Annotated in this window: 11 protein-coding genes; 2 read left to right on the plus strand and 9 right to left on the minus strand. The window is 45.8% G+C overall.

Features of this window, described 5'->3' with window-relative positions; all coding sequences use genetic code 11:
- Positions 1-9: 9 nt before the first annotated feature.
- The 7 genes from SGLY_RS13555 to SGLY_RS13585 form a co-directional block, all read right to left on the minus strand.
- Positions 10-318, minus strand: a complete 309-nt coding sequence (locus SGLY_RS13555) for a DUF2325 domain-containing protein (protein WP_013625793.1) — start codon at positions 316-318, stop codon at positions 10-12.
- Positions 319-613: 295 nt separating this feature from the next.
- Positions 614-2,098 (minus strand): glutamate synthase subunit beta, encoded by a 1,485-nt coding sequence (locus SGLY_RS13560; RefSeq protein WP_013625794.1) that lies wholly within the window; start codon positions 2,096-2,098, stop codon positions 614-616.
- A 39-nt stretch (positions 2,099-2,137) separates the two neighbouring features.
- Complete coding sequence (gltB, locus tag SGLY_RS13565; protein WP_013625795.1) at positions 2,138-6,694, minus strand: glutamate synthase large subunit; 4,557 nt, start codon at positions 6,692-6,694, stop codon at positions 2,138-2,140.
- A 304-nt stretch (positions 6,695-6,998) separates the two neighbouring features.
- Positions 6,999-8,129 carry an alanine racemase gene (gene alr / locus SGLY_RS13570; RefSeq protein ID WP_013625796.1) on the minus strand — a complete coding sequence of 377 codons (1,131 nt, stop codon included), beginning with the start codon at positions 8,127-8,129 and terminating at the stop codon, positions 6,999-7,001.
- A gap of 31 nt (positions 8,130-8,160) precedes the next feature.
- A complete protein-coding gene (locus SGLY_RS13575) occupies positions 8,161-9,732 on the minus strand; it encodes a bifunctional ADP-dependent NAD(P)H-hydrate dehydratase/NAD(P)H-hydrate epimerase (RefSeq protein ID WP_013625797.1) in 1,572 nt (523 codons plus the stop codon).
- A gap of 20 nt (positions 9,733-9,752) precedes the next feature.
- Positions 9,753-10,109 carry a holo-ACP synthase gene (gene acpS, locus SGLY_RS13580; RefSeq protein WP_013625798.1) on the minus strand — a complete coding sequence of 119 codons (357 nt, stop codon included), beginning with the start codon at positions 10,107-10,109 and terminating at the stop codon, positions 9,753-9,755.
- An 83-nt stretch (positions 10,110-10,192) separates the two neighbouring features.
- Positions 10,193-10,792: a GntR family transcriptional regulator gene (locus SGLY_RS13585; protein WP_041445428.1), complete on the minus strand. Its 600-nt coding sequence runs from the start codon at positions 10,790-10,792 to the stop codon at positions 10,193-10,195.
- Between the two features lie 282 nt (positions 10,793-11,074).
- Here SGLY_RS13585 and eam point away from each other — a divergent pair, with 282 nt between their 5' ends.
- The gene (eam, locus tag SGLY_RS13590) at positions 11,075-12,325 is read left to right on the plus strand and encodes a glutamate 2,3-aminomutase (RefSeq protein ID WP_013625800.1); all 1,251 of its coding nucleotides are present in this window, start codon (positions 11,075-11,077) and stop codon (positions 12,323-12,325) included.
- On the opposite strand, the gene mnmL is transcribed toward eam, so the two are convergent.
- Positions 12,310-13,248: a tRNA modification radical SAM protein MnmL/YtqA gene (gene mnmL / locus SGLY_RS13595; RefSeq protein ID WP_013625801.1), complete on the minus strand. Its 939-nt coding sequence runs from the start codon at positions 13,246-13,248 to the stop codon at positions 12,310-12,312. The two genes, eam and mnmL, sit on opposite strands and share 16 nt — an antisense overlap.
- Positions 13,249-13,416: 168 nt before the next feature.
- On the opposite strand from mnmL, the gene SGLY_RS13600 reads away from it, so the two are divergent.
- Positions 13,417-15,639, plus strand: coding sequence for a sensor domain-containing protein (locus SGLY_RS13600; protein ID WP_013625802.1), 2,223 nt, complete (start codon positions 13,417-13,419; stop codon positions 15,637-15,639).
- 103 nt (positions 15,640-15,742) lie between these two features.
- Here the strand turns inward: SGLY_RS13600 and SGLY_RS13605 are convergent, their stop codons facing one another.
- A complete protein-coding gene (locus SGLY_RS13605) occupies positions 15,743-16,996 on the minus strand; it encodes an ammonium transporter (RefSeq protein ID WP_013625803.1) in 1,254 nt (417 codons plus the stop codon).
- Positions 16,997-17,194: the final 198 nt, after the last annotated feature.

The raw sequence follows: 17,194 nt of genomic DNA on the forward strand, positions 1-17,194 counted from the left end.
TATTACCCGTTACATAGTGGACGGCTTACTGCTGAATGTTGTTTCCATCTGTTGGATCAGCCCTTCCAGGGAACTTGTACTACAGCTATGACTGCGGATAATCTTTATATTATTCTTTTTTGCTTCTTTGACAGCAGTAACGATCATTTTGTGGGACACTGTTCCGGTAAACAGTATCACCCCATCCGGTTTGCCGATAGCTTTTTCAAACCGCGGCGGCATTTGTGTATATACTTTGGCCTGATGACCCCTTCTGCCAATGATTTCTTTGTACTCTTTATGCATTCCGTCATGTCCCCCGATCACTACAATACTCATCACTACCCATCCTTTCCTATCCTCAATAGCCCCGATCACCGATTATTTGATATTGAAAATCATTATCAATACCATGTGTATTAGTTTACCAGTTTTATTTTTGGGTGTCAACAGAAAACTGCATAACCGTCCTCCAAATGCTGGCGCATTTAAGAAAAAAACCGCCGCTCAAGCAGCCGTTTGATCTCAAGATTAAAGACCCTTCCACGGCGCTCGGCGACGGATATATGAATAATGGATTAATCATCAATTTTCGTCAAAAACAGACCCTGTTCTCCGGTTCCGGAGACAAGAACTATTTGATCAGGCTTTTCCCCATAAGGTATTTATCTACTTCCCGGGCAGCCAGCTTTCCCTCTTGAAAAGCCCAGACAACCAGGCTCTGTCCCCTGCGCATATCCCCTGCGGCAAATACTTTTTCCACACTGGTTTCAAAAACCTCGTATTCCGCATTGACATTGCTCCTGGGGTCACGTTCCAATTGAAGCTCTTCCGGAATCGCATCTTCCGGACCTAAAAATCCCATAGCAAGAAGCACAAGATCCGCCTTCCACACTTTTTCGCTGCCCGGAACCTCCTGCGGAACAAATCTCCCCAAAGCATCTTTTTCCCAGGTTACGTTTACCGTATGGACTTCTTTGACCTCTCCCCGTTCATTCCCCACAATTTTTTTGGTCGATAAAAGATAATTTCTGGGATCTTTTCCATACAGGCTGATCGCCTCTTCCTGGCCGTAATCCACTTTGAGTTTCTTCGGCCATTCAGGCCAGGGATTGGATTGCTCTATTCTCTTTGCGGGGGGTTCAGGCATAATCTCAAACTGGAAAACGCTTGCACAGCCATGCCTGATCGAGGTCGCCACACAGTCAGTCCCTGTATCGCCGCCCCCGATAATAATGACATTCTTCCCTTTGGCACTGATGTATTTGCCATCCTTAAGACTGGAATCCAAAAGACTTTTGGTGGTTGCTTTCAGGAAATCCACTGCATAGTAAACTCCCTTGAGATCTTTTCCTTCCACATTCAGTCCTCGGGGTTTCGTTGCTCCCGCGCATAAGACTACGGCATCGTATTGGTCCACCAGCTCCTGGGCTTTGATGTCTCTGCCGATTTCCGTGTTGAAGACAAATTTTATTCCAGAGGCTTTCATGGACTCCAGCCGTCTTTCAATAAACCGCTTCTCCAGCTTCATGTTCGGTATTCCATACATCATTAAGCCCCCGGCCCGGTCATCCCTCTCATATACCGTAACATCATGACCTACGGCATTCAGATAGTAAGCGGCTGACAATCCCGCCGGACCAGAACCGACAACAGCAACCCTCTTTCCGGTTTCCTTGGCTTGATTGGGTTTGACCCACCCTTCGGCAAACGCTTTTTCAATGATCTCATATTCAATACTGTTGATGGTCACCGGGTCCATAATGTAGCCCTCTGTACAGGCTCCTTCACATGGCGCCGGACATACTCTGGAGGTAAACTCCGGAAAAGGGGTCGTTCTGATTAGTCTTCTGTATGCTTCTTTCCATTGTCCCTTATAGACCAAACCGTTCCACTCAGGAATAAGGTTATGCACGGGACATCCTGAAGCAGCTCCGTTTAAGATCACTCCCCCATGGCAGAAAGGGACGCCACAGTCCATACATCTAGCCCCTTGGGTTTTTAAGGTCTCAGGGTCCTGGGGCAACCGTATCTCATTCCAATCTTTGATCCTCTCTTTGGGAGGCCTCTTTTTCGGGTCTATTCTTTGATATTCTAAAAATCCAGTCGTTTTTCCCATGATCAGTCCCACCTTAATTCCTGTAGTACTTGAAACCTCTTAACACTCGCCCTTAAATGCAGCCATCAGTGCTTCCTCGCCTTTTAACCCAGCCTTGTGGGCCCTATCAATATTTTCAAGCATACGTTTGTAGTCTTTAGGTATTACCTTGGTAAATTTCCGCCCATAGGTTTTCCAGTCCTCAAGAATTTTCCTGCCCAGAGGGCTGCCGGTGTATTCCGCATGTTTCTGAATCATTGCTTGAATTTCCTTTAGCTCCTCTTCGGAACTGACGCTTTCCAGCAATACTATAGATTGATTACAGTTTATTTCATCAAAGTTTAAGACATAAGCGACACCGCCGGACATCCCTGCCGCAAAATTTCTGCCGGTCTTACCCAGGATCACCACTTTGCCCCCGGTCATATATTCGCAGCCGTGATCACCTACTCCTTCAACAACGGCCTTGACCCCGCTGTTGCGGACACAGAATCTTTCCCCTGCGATACCATTGATATATGCTTCACCTGAAGTGGCGCCGTAGAAAGCGACATTACCGATTAAGATATTTTCTTCAGGTACAAAATCGGAATTTTTGGGAGGATAGACGACAATCTTACCACCGGAAAGCCCTTTCCCGATATAATCATTGGAATCCCCTTCTAATTCAAGAGACATTCCCTTGGGAACAAATGCTCCGAAGCTCTGACCGGCTGAACCTACAAAAGTCAGCTTGATGGTATCCTCAGGAAGTCCTTCTTCCCCGTATCTTTTGGATATTTCATTCCCTATGATGGTTCCGACCACTCTGTCCACATTATTAATTTTCAATTTAGCCCGAATGGATTTTTTGGATTCCAAAGCAGGCTTGCACATTCTGAGAAGCTTTTTCATATCCAGAGATTCTTCGATCATATGATTCTGAGGCTGTGTTTTGTATCTGCCGATATCCGAACCGGCATAAGGCTGATAAAGAATCTTGGATAGATCCAGCTGCGAAGCCTTCCAATTTTTTATATTTTCCTTATTCTTCAGCTTATCCGTACGGCCAACCATTTCATTGACCGTTCTAAATCCAAGCTTAGCCATGATTTCACGCATTTCCTGAGCAACAAACCTCATGAAATTTTCCACATGCTCCGGTTTACCTGCAAAATATTTTCTTAACTTCTCATCCTGGGTGGCAATGCCCACCGGACAAGTGTTGAGATTACATACCCTCATCATGACACAACCCATAGCAATCAGCGGTGTTGTGGAGAATCCGTACTCTTCGGCCCCCAGCATCGCCGCAATAACAACGTCTCTTCCCGAGAGCAGCTTGCCGTCTGTTTCCAAAACCACCCTGTCCCTCAGCTTGTTCAGGACCAGAGTCTGATGGGTCTCGGCCAGACCAAGTTCCCATGGAAGTCCTGTATTCTTGATGCTGGTTCTGGGTGAAGCCCCTGTTCCGCCGTCATAACCGCTGATCAGGATGACATCTGCTTTGCCCTTGGCTACCCCTGCCGCAATTGTCCCCACACCCACTTCGGAAACAAGCTTGACATTAATGTTTGCTTCTCTGTTGGCATTTTTCAGATCGTGAATGAGTTCGGCCAAATCTTCAATCGAATAAATGTCATGGTGGGGCGGAGGTGAAATCAGATCGACACCAGGTGTGGAATGCCTGACCTTGGCAATGGCCGGGTAGACCTTGCGCCCGGGAAGCTGTCCGCCCTCACCCGGTTTTGCTCCTTGGGCCATTTTGATTTGAATTTCCACAGCATTAGACAAATAGTTGCTGGTCACCCCAAAACGCCCCGAAGCAACCTGCTTAATCGCGCTGCAGATAGAATCTCCATTAACCAACGGTTCAAACCTGTCCGGGTCTTCTCCGCCTTCACCGCTGTTGCTTTTCCCTCCCAGCCTGTTCATGGCCGTGGCCAGACATTCATGGGCCTCCCTGCTGATCGAACCGTAAGACATGGCCCCTGTCTTAAACCTCTTCACAATAGCCTCAACAGACTCCACTTCTTCAATCGGGATCGTGTCCCCGGCAGAGATGTTAAATGCAAGCAGATTCCTCAAGGTATAGATTTCCTCATTATTGATCTTTTTGGAATATTCCTTGTAAAGACCATAATTGCCCTCCCGGCAGGCCCTCTGCAGCATATAGATGGTTTCCGGATTATACATGTGGATTTCTCCGTCGTCCTTACATTGGAAAAACCCGCCTGTTTCCAAGGTTTCGGCATAAAGGATATTTTCCTCAAAAGCACTCTGGTGTCTCATTTGATTTTCCAGAGCGATTTCTTCCAGGCCGATCCCCTCAATTCTGGATGAGGTAAACGTAAAGTATTTGTCAATCAAGTCCTTTTTCAGCCCGACCGCTTCAAAGATCTGGGCCCCATGGTAGCTGCGCATCGTTGATATGCCCATTTTTGTCAGGACTTTCAGAATGCCCTTGACCGCCGCCTTGATATAATTCTTTTTCGCTTCCGCGTAGCTTCGTCCGTTTGTCTGGCCTTTTTCCGCAAGGTCCCTGATGGTTTCATAGGCAAGATAAGGGTTGATCGCGGTCACGCCATAACCGATTAACGTGCAGAAATGATGAACTTCCCTTGCTTCTCCGGATTCCAGAACAATACCGACATTGGTTCTGTTTTCTCTTCTGATCAGGTGGTGATGCAGACCGGCAGAGGCTAAAAGGGCGGGGATTGCGGCGTATTCTTTATTGACGCCCCTGTCTGAAAGGATCACAATATTAACCCCTTCACTGATGGCCTTGTCCGCTTCCCGGAAAATTCTGTTTAAAGCCTTTTCCATAGCTTTAGCCCCATCAGCTGCTTTATATAAAATCGATATTGTTGTTATTTTAAACTGCTCGTGGCGCAAACATTGAATCGCCTTTAACTGTTCATTGGTCAGGATCGGAGACTCCAGAAAAATACTGGCTGTGTTTTCCCGGTGCGGGTCCAGCAGATTTCCGGCATTTCCGAGCAGCATACTGCTTGAGGTAATGATTTCTTCCCTGATTCCGTCAATCGGCGGGTTGGTGACTTGGGCAAAAAGCTGTTTGAAATAAAGGTACAGCATCTGCGGTTTCTCAGATAATACAGCCAGCGGAGAATCCGCGCCCATCGCCCCGACAGGGTCGAGAGCGTCGACAGCCATCGGATAGATCATTTTCTCAATATCTTCAGAAGTATAACCAAATGCTTTCTGCTGCTGAATAAGCTCCTCCCCGGCTTCCTTTTCTTCAGCCTTCTCCACCGGGACATCACTTAATTTTACAATATGCTGATTAATCCATTCTTCATAAGGATAAGACACGGCGACACTCTTTTTTATTTCCTCATCGGAAATAATTCTTTTGGCCGCGGTATCGATCAGCAGCATTTTACCTGGTTCCAGCCTGCCTTTGTATTCTACGTTTTCCGGTTTAATATCCAAAACCCCTACTTCGGAAGCCAGGATGACCTTATCGTCTTTGGTGACATAATACCTGGAAGGCCTGAGTCCGTTCCTGTCCAATACCCCGCCAATCACCGTACCGTCGGTGAAACCCATGGCAGCGGGTCCGTCCCAGGGTTCCATCACAAAATTATGGAATTCGTAAAAATCGGTTTTTTCTTTGGACATCAACTCATTCTTTTCCCAGGGTTCAGGAATCATCATCATCACGGCATGCGGAAGAGACCTTCCGGCCAGGTGGATAAACTCCAGGCTGTTGTCAAACATGGCCGAGTCACTGCCCGACTCGTCAACAATGGGATAAACTTTGGAAATATCGTCAAACAAGGAGGAATCAATACATTTCTGTCTCGCCCTCATCCAGTTTACATTGCCTCGTATGGTGTTGATTTCACCATTGTGCACAAGATATCTGTTGGGATGCGCTCTCTCCCAGCTGGGGAAAGTGTTGGTGCTGAACCTGGAATGAACCATCGCCAATGCCGATATAAAGTCCAAATCGGAAAGGTCCAGATAGAAATTTCTGAGCTGTTCCGCCGTAAGCATCCCTTTATAGACGATCGTCTTTGCCGAGAGACTGGCAACATAGAATGTTCCGCCTTTTTCTTCACACATTGGAACGATCGCTTTTTCCGCTCTTTTTCTTATCACATAAAGCTTTCTCTCAAAAGCCATTTCATCGGTAATTCCGGGACTTTTTTCAATAAAGACCTGAATAAAACGCGGCATGACCGCTTTGGCGCTTTCGCCGATTTCCAACATATTAATAGGAACTTCGCGCCACCCCAGAATTTTCTGGCCTTCTTCTTCCACAATCTTCTCAAAGGTTTCCATCTGCGTCCTGCGGAAATCATCGTAGCGGTGGGCAAAGATCATCCCTACCCCATAGCTTCCCTTTTCAGGCAAATCAAAGCCAAGCACCTCACATTCTCTTGTGAAGAAATCGTGAGGGATCTGAACCAGAATACCCGCTCCGTCACCGGTTTTTTCATCAGCTCCGCTCGCGCCCCTGTGAGACAGGTTTTCCAGGACAGTTAAAGCTTCCTCAACAATGTCATGTGATTTCTCACCCTTAATGTTTACGACAAACCCCATCCCACACGCATCATGCTCAAATGCCGGATCGTAAAGACCCTGTTTTTTTGGTAATCCATAATTTTCCATAATACACACCCTTTATTGGAGTTTACACATTATGCTGTTTTAGATTCTATCAAAAATTCATCTATAAAATAACTATTTTCGTCAAAATATTTTGTATTCATTTAGGATTTCCCAGATAAAGATCGTCATCATCATCTTAATGAATCCCCTATGTATGTTAACACATTAATTATATATTTTTCTACTTTTTTATTCGAACCGGAAACAGGGATAAAATAACATCAAAAAATGTCTCAATTAAATGAGACAACTGATTTTGGGCCCTCTTTGTCGTCCACGCAGATTGAAGCAATTTCTCAGTAGATTATTTCGGAATCTGACTTGTATCGATATAGACCCGGGGCACTCTCTGTGAAATGCCGCAGAGGATTTCATAACTGATGGTCCCCGCGCATTCAGCCATTTGAGCGGCAGTGAGACTGCTTTTTCCTTCAGAACCTAAAATGGTTACTTCATCACCTATTTCGACCCCTTCGATACCGGTAACATCAATCATTGTCTGATCCATACAAATTCGCCCGATAACCGGCGCATACCGGCCTTTGACGATGACATTCCAATTATTGGACAATGATCTTCTCAGTCCGTCCGCATAGCCTAAAGGCAGAGTCGCCACCAAGGTCGGAGCTTGCGCAATAAAGGTCCTGCCATAGCTCACACTGTCTCCCGCCGCGATTTTTTTCAGATGAACAATCCTGGCCTTTAAGGACATCAGCGGTTCAAACCCGTTTTCCCCTTCCCAATGATTCATGGGCAGCTGCCCGTAAAGCATGAGTCCCGGGCGGCATAATTCATATTCTTGATCCCTAAGCTGCAGGATCGCGGCACTGTTGGCGACATGCCTCATGGGAATATTTAATCCGGCTGTTTTTAAGCTTTCATAAAGACCGTCAAATCTTTTTAACTGCGTAAAAGCAAAGCCAAGGTCAATTTCATCGGCTGTCGCCAGATGAGTATAGATTCCTTCGATCTCGATACCGGGAAGCTGCGCTATTTTCAAAATATTCTCCAAAGCATCTTCCTGAAAGCCAATCCTGCCCATCCCCGTATCAACCTTAATGTGCAAAATTGCGGGAATCCCCTTCTTTTCTGCCTCCAATGAAAATGCTTCCGCCTGTTCCAACCGGAAAACCTCCGGAATGATTCCTTCGGCAACGATTCTCTCCGCCTGGTCAGGCATCGTCGGGCCAATGAGCATCACTGTTACTTCCGGGAATTTTTCCCGGATTTGCAAGGCTTCTTCTAAAATCGCCACTCCAAAGCGCCTGACCCCTTCTTCTTTGAGTGTGCGGACAATCTCAAGCGCTCCATGTCCGTAAGCATTCGCTTTGACAATGGCCATCACTTCACTGTTGGTCTGCCGACAGATTCGCCGGTAATTTCTGCGTAAGGCTCCAAGATCTATACAAGCCCAAGCAGGACGCATTCCGTGCATTATTCCCTCCTCCAATCCTACCGAATTCGGATTATTCTTCAACTTCCAGGGTCTTCCTGACCTTAGGAAGCATATCGGCGACTTCCGCAGCCGTAAACCCGGCAGACCCATAAATCCCGCTTAATTCATCGGCTGCCCGGCCATGCAGAAATGTCCCCAGACAGGCTGCCCCGAGCAAAGGGACTCCCTGAGCGGCATAAGCCATGATGCATCCTGTCAGCACATCACCTGTCCCTCCGGTACCGAGCCCGGGGTTGCCGGTCGGATTAAGGAATACCCGGCCATCCGGGGAAGCAATGACCGTTACCGCTCCTTTTAAGACAACGATAGCACCCCATTCTATGGCCTTAGCCAAAGCCAGTTCCACTCTGCTCTCCTGAACCTCCAAAACAGTGCATTGACAAAGCCGGGCCATTTCTCCCGGATGGGGAGTCACGACCAGAGATCCCTGCCCTTTTCGCAGGGAAAGCAGCTCGGGCTGTCCGGCGACCAGATTTAAGGCGTCGGCATCAAGAATGACCGGAACTGAAGTATCCGCCAGGATACTCTTGATCACGGGAAGAAAACCGCTGTTTGGCTTTAACCCGGGACCAACCGCACAGGCATCAGCTTCGGTCAGTCTTTCCAATACAGCATTCCAGGCGCCCTGCCCCAGCATTTCGTAATCAGGCGCAGGCCAGACTGTTCCTTCAATCACACCCCGGTCAACCGTTTCCACAATTCCCTCCGGGACAACCATTTGCAGCAGCCCAATCCCGCTGCGCAAAGCACCGCGCCCCCCCAGAACTACCGCTCCGCTCATCCCTACCGATCCCCCGATAAAGACGCCTGTACCATGTGTTCCCTTATGTCCCTGCCGGTTCCTGACCGGAATAAGGGGCTGAATAATCTCAGCTGTTAATAAATAGGTCGTAATTTTTTCTTCATATATGATATTCTCCGGGATAGAAATTTGATCAATCAGCAGTTCACCGGTATAGACCGGCCCTTCCCCGAGAAAATGCCCAAGCTTGGCCAGTCCAAAGGTTACGGTATAGTCAGCCTTGACCGCTGTGCTTGATACTTTACCACTATCCGCTTCCAAACCGCTTGCAATATCTACCGCCAATACCGGAGCACTGCATTTGTTCATTTCCGCGACATACTTTTGCGTAAGGTCAGGCAAGCTTCCTTTAAATCCCGTCCCATAGAGAGCGTCAATGACAATATCGGCCTGGATCAGAGCCAGTCTGAAAAGGCGAATCTGCATTTCATCTTCGACCTGAACGATCTTACCGCCCATTTTTAAATAAAGCTCATAATTCAAACGGGCATCCCCGCCCAGTTCTCCTCCCCCGGCAAAGAAAAAAACGGTAACTTCCATCCCGGATACAGAAAGATGACGGGCAACCGCAAAGCCGTCTCCGCCATTATTTCCTTTACCGATTAAGATGACCGCCTTTTTCCCCGGTATTTTGGGTTGTCTTTCCCCATGTAATATTTTTCTGACCTGACGGACTACAGCCAGGGCGGCATTTTCCATCAGGACTATCCCGGGTATGCCAAATTTATTGATGGTATTGGCATCGATATTCCTCATCTGGCCGGCAGTGACTAAACGCATCTCCTTTTCCTCCTTCGTGATTAAAAGATCATCGCTGTCGCCGCAGCTTGCGTCTGATTGTGGGTAAGGCTTACACGGGCTTTTGTGCATCCCCTGTTGATCGCTATGGTCCGGGCCTTTTCACTTAAAATTACCTCTGGTTCACCATTTTCACTGCTGATTATTTCTATATCATGCCAGGAAATCCCTCTTATTCCCGTCCCCAATGCTTTTAAAACAGCCTCTTTCCCCGCAAACCTGACTGCGAATGAGGAGATGTTCCGTCCTTTTAAAGCCTCCAGCTCCCTTGCCGAAAATAGTCTTTCCAGAATACGAGGATGTCTCCGGCAAGAATCGGCAAACCTTTGTATTTCGATGATATCTATACCCGGATACAACTCGATTCCTCCTCTTTTTAAGAAAGCTGTTCCTGTCCAAATCCGGCCTGTCGTCCATTTTCGTTTACTTTGTCCAGTACGTTCTATATTAAATCCCTTACTTTTATCTGTTCCTGAACTGAACTGACAACCAGAAGAATATCTCCTTCTGTCAGAACAAACCCCGGACCGGGCGAAAAATTTTCGATTCCATTGCGGACAATCCCCACGACGGTTGCCCCGGTCAGCTCCCTGACCTTAAGTTCCCGCAATGATTTACCGATCGCCTCAGAGTTCTTTTCTATCTCAATTTCTTCGACATCATTCCATCTGGAAATAAACCTGTCCGCATAGGTTTGAACCTTATTGAGCAAGATATCGATTTCCCGGTCAATCGCTCTTCTGTTATCGATCAGTTTTCTCAGTTCTCCTAAAAAAGTCTGAATTTCGTTTTTTTGATTATAGGATCTTAAAAATTTCTCTGCCTGAAGCTTTGACCTGACAATGATTCCGACTCCCTGTCTGACATCAACAACATCTTCGTTCTGCAATATCGCAATAGCTCTGCGTATGGTTTCCGGGGAAACATTGAACCGTCCGGCCAATGTTGAACGTCCATGAATTTTTTCCCCTTCCCGGTATTCCCCGAGAACAACCGAATGGGCAATTTCGTTTGCTATCTCCTGATACTTCGCTGGTTCCAAGTTAATCCCTGTCCTTCCAATTATTGATATGACCTTAAAGATATTGAATAGATCAAAATACTTTTCCATACATTTTACTTCAGATACAAACGAATAACAACAGACGTTCTTTCCTCCTGCCAAGAGAAAAGATCCGACAATTAGACATTATTTCCTAAAATATGTCTATTGACATCAGACAACTTATACTTTAATATGTAGTTGTCAGTTCGTTATTTGTCATTAATCCTGTCTTCATATCATATATTGAGTGATCTTTTTTTTTGAGAAAGGAAGATGAACATGGCATTGGAAGATAAACAGATATATGAAGAATTAAGCAACCGCTACTCCATCCTACGCACGGAAGAACTCAAAAAAAAGATTGAACCCTATCTGAAATCTCTGGAAACAATCCCTGCCGGCCTCAAGTCGGAAGAATTGTTTCAGATCAATAAGAACAATATCCTAGCCTATTTTAAAGCAGAGCCCGAAAAGTGGAATGACTGGCACTGGCAGCTGAAGCACCGGATCACTGATGTGGAAACTCTGGATGGTATCGTCGGTCTTTCCGCCGTTCAAAAAAAAGAAATCTCCAAGGTCGGCCGGGTCTATCGCTGGGCTATTTCTCCTTATTATCTCAGCCTGGCCGATTTCTCCAATCCGCTTGACCCCGTTCTGATGCAAGGGCTGCCGACAGGAATGGAATTAGAAGATGACAAGGGAGAGGAAGACCCTATGGCAGAGGCCCTGACATCTCCCGCTCCCTGTATCACAAGAAGATACCCCGACCGCCTGATCATTAATGTGACCAATATGTGCGGGATGTATTGCCGGCACTGTCAGCGCCGGCGTAACATCGGCGAAATCGATTCCCATAAAAACAGACAGGACCTCAGCGCCGCTCTCGCTTATGTCCGGGAGAACCCCGAAATCAGGGATGTCTTGATTACCGGTGGGGACGCCCTATTGCTAAGCGACGAAACCCTGGACTGGCTGTTAAACGAATTGCATCAAATTCCTCATGTTGAAATCAAACGGCTTGGCACCAGAGTCCCCGTAACCCTGCCGGCGAGAATCACAGACCACTTGGTCAACATACTGGCAAAGTATCCACCCTTATATCTGAATACTCAGTTCAACCATCCAATAGAGGTAACTTTGGAGGCTAAACAAGCCGTTGACCGGTTGATCTCGGCGGGAGTCATTCTGGGTAATCAGGCTGTTCTCCTCAAAGGAATCAACAACCATCCCAATATCATGAAAAAGCTCAATCAGGAGCTTTTGAAAATAAGGGTCCGTCCCTATTACATTTTTCATGCCAAAAATATTAAAGGAACAAAGCATTTCATTCCCTCTATTCAGGAGGGGCTTGCCGTGATGGAGCATCTCCGCGGCTATACTTCAGGATTAGCCGTTCCTACTTATATTATCAATGCTCCCAAAGGCGGAGGGAAGATACCCCTTCTGCCCCAGTATCTCCTGTCCCTCAATGAAAATAAAGCGGTTTTCCGTTCCTGGGAAGGCAATGTCGTGCATTATGAGACTCCATAATTTTTGCCTTGCCAGCTGTCCCGATTTTCAAGTTCTTTTTCGATCGCATTAATGACCTCCCATTTTTTCCTGGTCCACTGAGGTGCAATGACCTGTCCCAGTGGGCCATCTCCCATTAATCGGTGTATGATAACGGCCGGAGGGAGGATTTCCACAATATCAGCGATCAGCTCAATATACTCCTCTAAGGTCATTAATTTGAATTCTTTTCGTTCAAAGAGCCCGGCAAGAGCCGTCCCTTTTAATACGTGCAAGGAATGGAGCTTTATTCCCTGAATATCCAATTTGCTCATTTCTCTTGCCGTTGCCAGCATCTGGCTGCGGTCCTCACAGGGAAGCCCTAAAATCACATGCACACAAACCCTGATGCCCCGTGCTCTCAGCTTGTGGAAAGCTTCCAGAAAACAGGCATAGTCATGTCCCCGGTTAAGCCAGGCCAAGGTGGAATCATGTATCGACTGCAGGCCCAGTTCTATCCATAAATAAGTTTTCCGGTTGATTTTTTCAAGAACATGGAGTACTTCTTCATTGATGCAGTCCGGTCTTGTGGAGACCGCTAACCCTACAACATCCTTTAGCGCCAAAGCCTCGTCATAAAGCTTTTGCAAATCATCGGGGTCGGCATATGTGCCTGTAAATGACTGAAAGTAGGCTATATATTTTGCTTTCGGCCATTTTTTTTTGGTCCTCTCTCTGACTTCACCGAACTGTTCGGCAAGCGTCAATGCCCTGTCTCCGGCAAAATCGCCCGAACCTTTGGTACTGCAGAATATACAGCCATGTGTGCTCAGGCTCCCATCCCTGTTCGGACAGGTAAATCCTCCGTCGAAGGCTACCTTGATGACCTTTTCACCAAAGACCTGACGCAGGTGGTGATTAAACCCATGATATCTTTTCTTGTCCCATCTTCTACATTCAGTCATAGCTGCTCCCTTTGCTCTTTGGGGGACTTTTCATTTTTCTTTGCCCGCAAAAACGATGATTTATTCATCCAAAAGATAAATATTCCCCTGATAAATTACGATAAATTATTATCGGATTTATTTTTTATTATAGCAGGAAAAAATTTTTTTGATAAATGGTGAACATTTATGATCATAAACACACAGGACAGTCTTAAATTTCTGGTGGAAAATACAAATGATGCTTATATTCTGTTCCAAACGATTGGAAGAGAAGACCGGACCATTGATTTAACGATAGTGGAAATCAGTGCGTCATTTGAAAAGATTGCCGGATATCAGAGAGAGGAGCTTCTCCATAAAGACCTTAAAGAGCTCTTTCCGGACTCCCGCTCTGATCATCCGGACTGGGCTGAAGTATTAAAAAATACTGTCTTACATCATCAGCTCCTGTCTTTTGAATATTTCTCCAATCTAAATGAAACGTACTATTCTGTCATCATCATTCCCTTCACCTCAAAGCAACGGCTGGTTTATTTCCTTGATATCACTCAGACCAAAAGAAATGAATCGAAAATAACTCAAAAAAATCATGAGCTGATTCAATTGAAAAAAGAGAAAAAAGAAATTGAACTGAGTGAAAAGCGTTACAAAACTCTTGTGAACAACCTGGGGGACATCATTTACACCTGCAATCTGCGGGGGATGATTACCATGGTCAACAAAATGTTTTGCCAATTAACAGGGAAAACCGAAAAAAAGATTCTCGGGACAAGGATAACCGATTATTTCAACCCTGAAAATACGGCAATTGCTTGGGACAGGGCAATTGCCGAGCTTATGCTGACCGGAGAGCCCGCTCATCTGGAATATCAATATTTCTTACCGGACGGGAGCTCCCGTTTTTACTACGCTACATTATCACCAATATCTGATTTGAATAAGAAGATCGTTGGTTTTATCGGTTCAAATCATGATATTACAAGTCTGAAAATCAACGAACAGAAAATGATTTCCCTGGCCTATCACGATTCTTTGACCAAACTGCCCAACAAGACTTTGTTTTTAGACAGACTAAGAACAGCGATCTCTATCGCCGAGAGAAACAAAGTCAAAATAGGAGTTGCTTTTGTTGACCTGGATAATTTCAAAGAACTAAATGCTGTTTATGGTCATGATCACGGGGACAAACTGCTTTTTGAAGTAGCCCAAAAGCTGGTTTCCTGTGTGCGCAGTTATGATACCGTTGCCCGGTTCGGCGAAGATAAGTTCCTGGTATTGTTTCAACATCTCATCCATGTCAATGAGCTGTTTACCGTATTTGAACGAATCAGGCTGGCCCTTTTTACCCCGTTTTCCATTGGCCGGCACTCCATCAGCCTTACGGCGAGCATTGGCATCGGAATTTATCCTGATGATGGTGTTGATGCCAATGAAATCATCTTAAATGCCAATACCGCAATGGACAAAGCAAAAAAAATGGGCAAAAACTGCTACTATTTCTATAATGATCAATTCAAAGAGGCGCTTAACCGGCAAAATATGCTGCGGACGATGCTGATCAGCGCGATGAATAACCAGGAATTTTTATTATACTATCAGCCGCAATATGAAATTCCCACCAGAAGGCTGCGAGGATTTGAGGCCTTGCTCAGGTGGAATAACCCCGCGTTTGGCTTGATCCTGCCGGTAGAGTTTATCAAGATCGCCGAAGAAACCAAGCAAATCATTCCGCTGGGAAAATGGGTGATCAAAAACGCGTGTGAAGTCTGTAAAATGATTAATGACAAATATGGATTGAACCTGATTGTTTCCGTGAATATCTCTCTTGTCCAGCTCCAGGAAAAAGATTTTTTCGATACGATCATGGAAACCGTCAAACATTCGGGGATAAAACCGTCAAATTTAGAACTGGACATAAAAGAAAATGTGATTATGGAAAACTTTGACTATATGGTCTCCGTATTAAAAAAATTAAAAAAGGCCGGGATCAGAATCGCACTTGATGATTTCGGCTTGAGCAACCTCTCTTTGAGCCAATTGAAGAGACTGCCCTTAGATATGGTCAAACTGGACAAAGAATTGCTCAATTATATTGAATATCCCAATTCCCAGGGAGCGTTGACTGATTCCATCATTGACTTGATTCATCATCTGGATATTGAAATGCTGGCTGAAGGAGTGGAGAATAAAGAGCAGGTGGATTATCTGCTTAAGGGAAACTGTGACAATATTCAAGGATTCTTTTTCGCCGAACCTGTGGCCAGAGAAAAAATCGAAGAGATCATTGAAAAAGGTGTTTCTGAGAATGAAGCGCAAAGCAGAATGATTCAAAAAATCGGTCTGACTTATGAAGAATTATTTAAACAACCCGCAAGATATCTCGGCAAAAATTGGGATATCCGACAATAAGCCGTTATCCAAGCAGACATGAAAAACCGTTCCGGTTGATTTTCGGAACGGTTTGTTCATTTTACGATCTGTTTTTATTTTTCTTCCATGATCAAGCAGCCGATTAAAGATTGCTGAATGAAGTGCTCAGCCCATCGATGTCAGAATAAGCGCTTTCTCCATGCTGCGTGCTGTCAAGACCTGTTTCTTGTTCAATATTTGAAGCGGCAAGGGGGGTAAAGATTCCAACCACTTTGAGGATGATGAAAGTTGCGACTGCTGCGTATGCGTAGGTTGCCAAAGTTGCAATGAGCTGAATTTTTACCTGTTCGAAGTTTCCGGAGTAAAACAGTCCTTCGTTGGCAACCAGCGGATTTACTGCCGCTGTACAGAAGATCCCTGTCATCAAGGCTCCGATGGTTCCGCCGATACCGTGAATACCAAAGACATCCAGTGCGTCATCATAGCCAAGCTTTTCCTTGAGGACAGCAACCGAGAAGTAGCATACTACACCGACGATCAGTCCCAGCACAATCGAGGCCAGAGGTGTGATGAAGGCGCAAGCCGGAGTAATACCCACCAAACCTGCTACCGCCCCGGAGATTGCACCGAGCATTGTCGCTTTACCATGATGCAGCTTTTCCGAGATCATCCAGCCGAGAAGTCCCATGCAGGCGGCGATATGGGTGTTGGCAAAAGCCAATGCTGCAGTCCCATCCGCTGCGAGCTCACTTCCGGCATTGAATCCGAACCAACCGATCCAGAGCAGGGCCCCGCCAAGAACGACGTAAGGAATGTTATGGGGGATAGTGGGATCGTTGGCTTTATTGTAGCGTTTGCCAATGACAATTGCCGCCACAAGTCCCGAAATCCCTGAACTGATATGAACTACAGTCCCTCCGGCAAAGTCAAGGGCACCCAGGCTTCCCAGCCATCCTCCGCCCCAGACCCAGTGAGCGACAGGCGCATAAACCACTAAGCTCCACAGGGCGAGAATTCCCACATAAGCCGGGAAACGCAGTCTTTCAGCAGTGGCCCCTGTGGCCAGCGCCGGAGTCAGAATGGCAAACATCAACTGAAAAGCTACAAATAAAATGTGAGGGATTGTCATTTCACCTTTCGGATCCAGTCCGACATCCTTAAGTCCCAGGTAATCAAGTCCACCGATAAGTCCGTTTATATCCGTACCAAAAGCTATTGTGTAACCGATAACCACCCAGAGAATTGTTACAATTCCAAGTCCGGCAATACTTTGCATCATTATGGACAGAACATGGCGTTTTTTTACAAGTCCTCCGTAAAAGAATGCTAATCCGGGAATCATGATAAAAACAAGTGCGGCGCTAATGAGCATAAAAGCGGTATCCCCATTATTCATTTTTCTCTCCTCCTTTTTTTCTCATGACAAAAAAAAGCCTCAGAAAAGCGTTGCGCTTTCCGAGGCTCCGTTGCCAATGTTTTAAGAATTTATCTTGTGATATTACTATATTACCCCTTTGGGTTTCTGTAAAGTGGTTTTCTAAATAAATATTGTATACACAAGCTTTTTATCTTTTGTAATACAGTATACATTGTT

The organism is Syntrophobotulus glycolicus DSM 8271 (assembly GCF_000190635.1).
GTDB classification, from domain to species: Bacteria; Bacillota; Desulfitobacteriia; order Desulfitobacteriales; family Syntrophobotulaceae; genus Syntrophobotulus; species Syntrophobotulus glycolicus.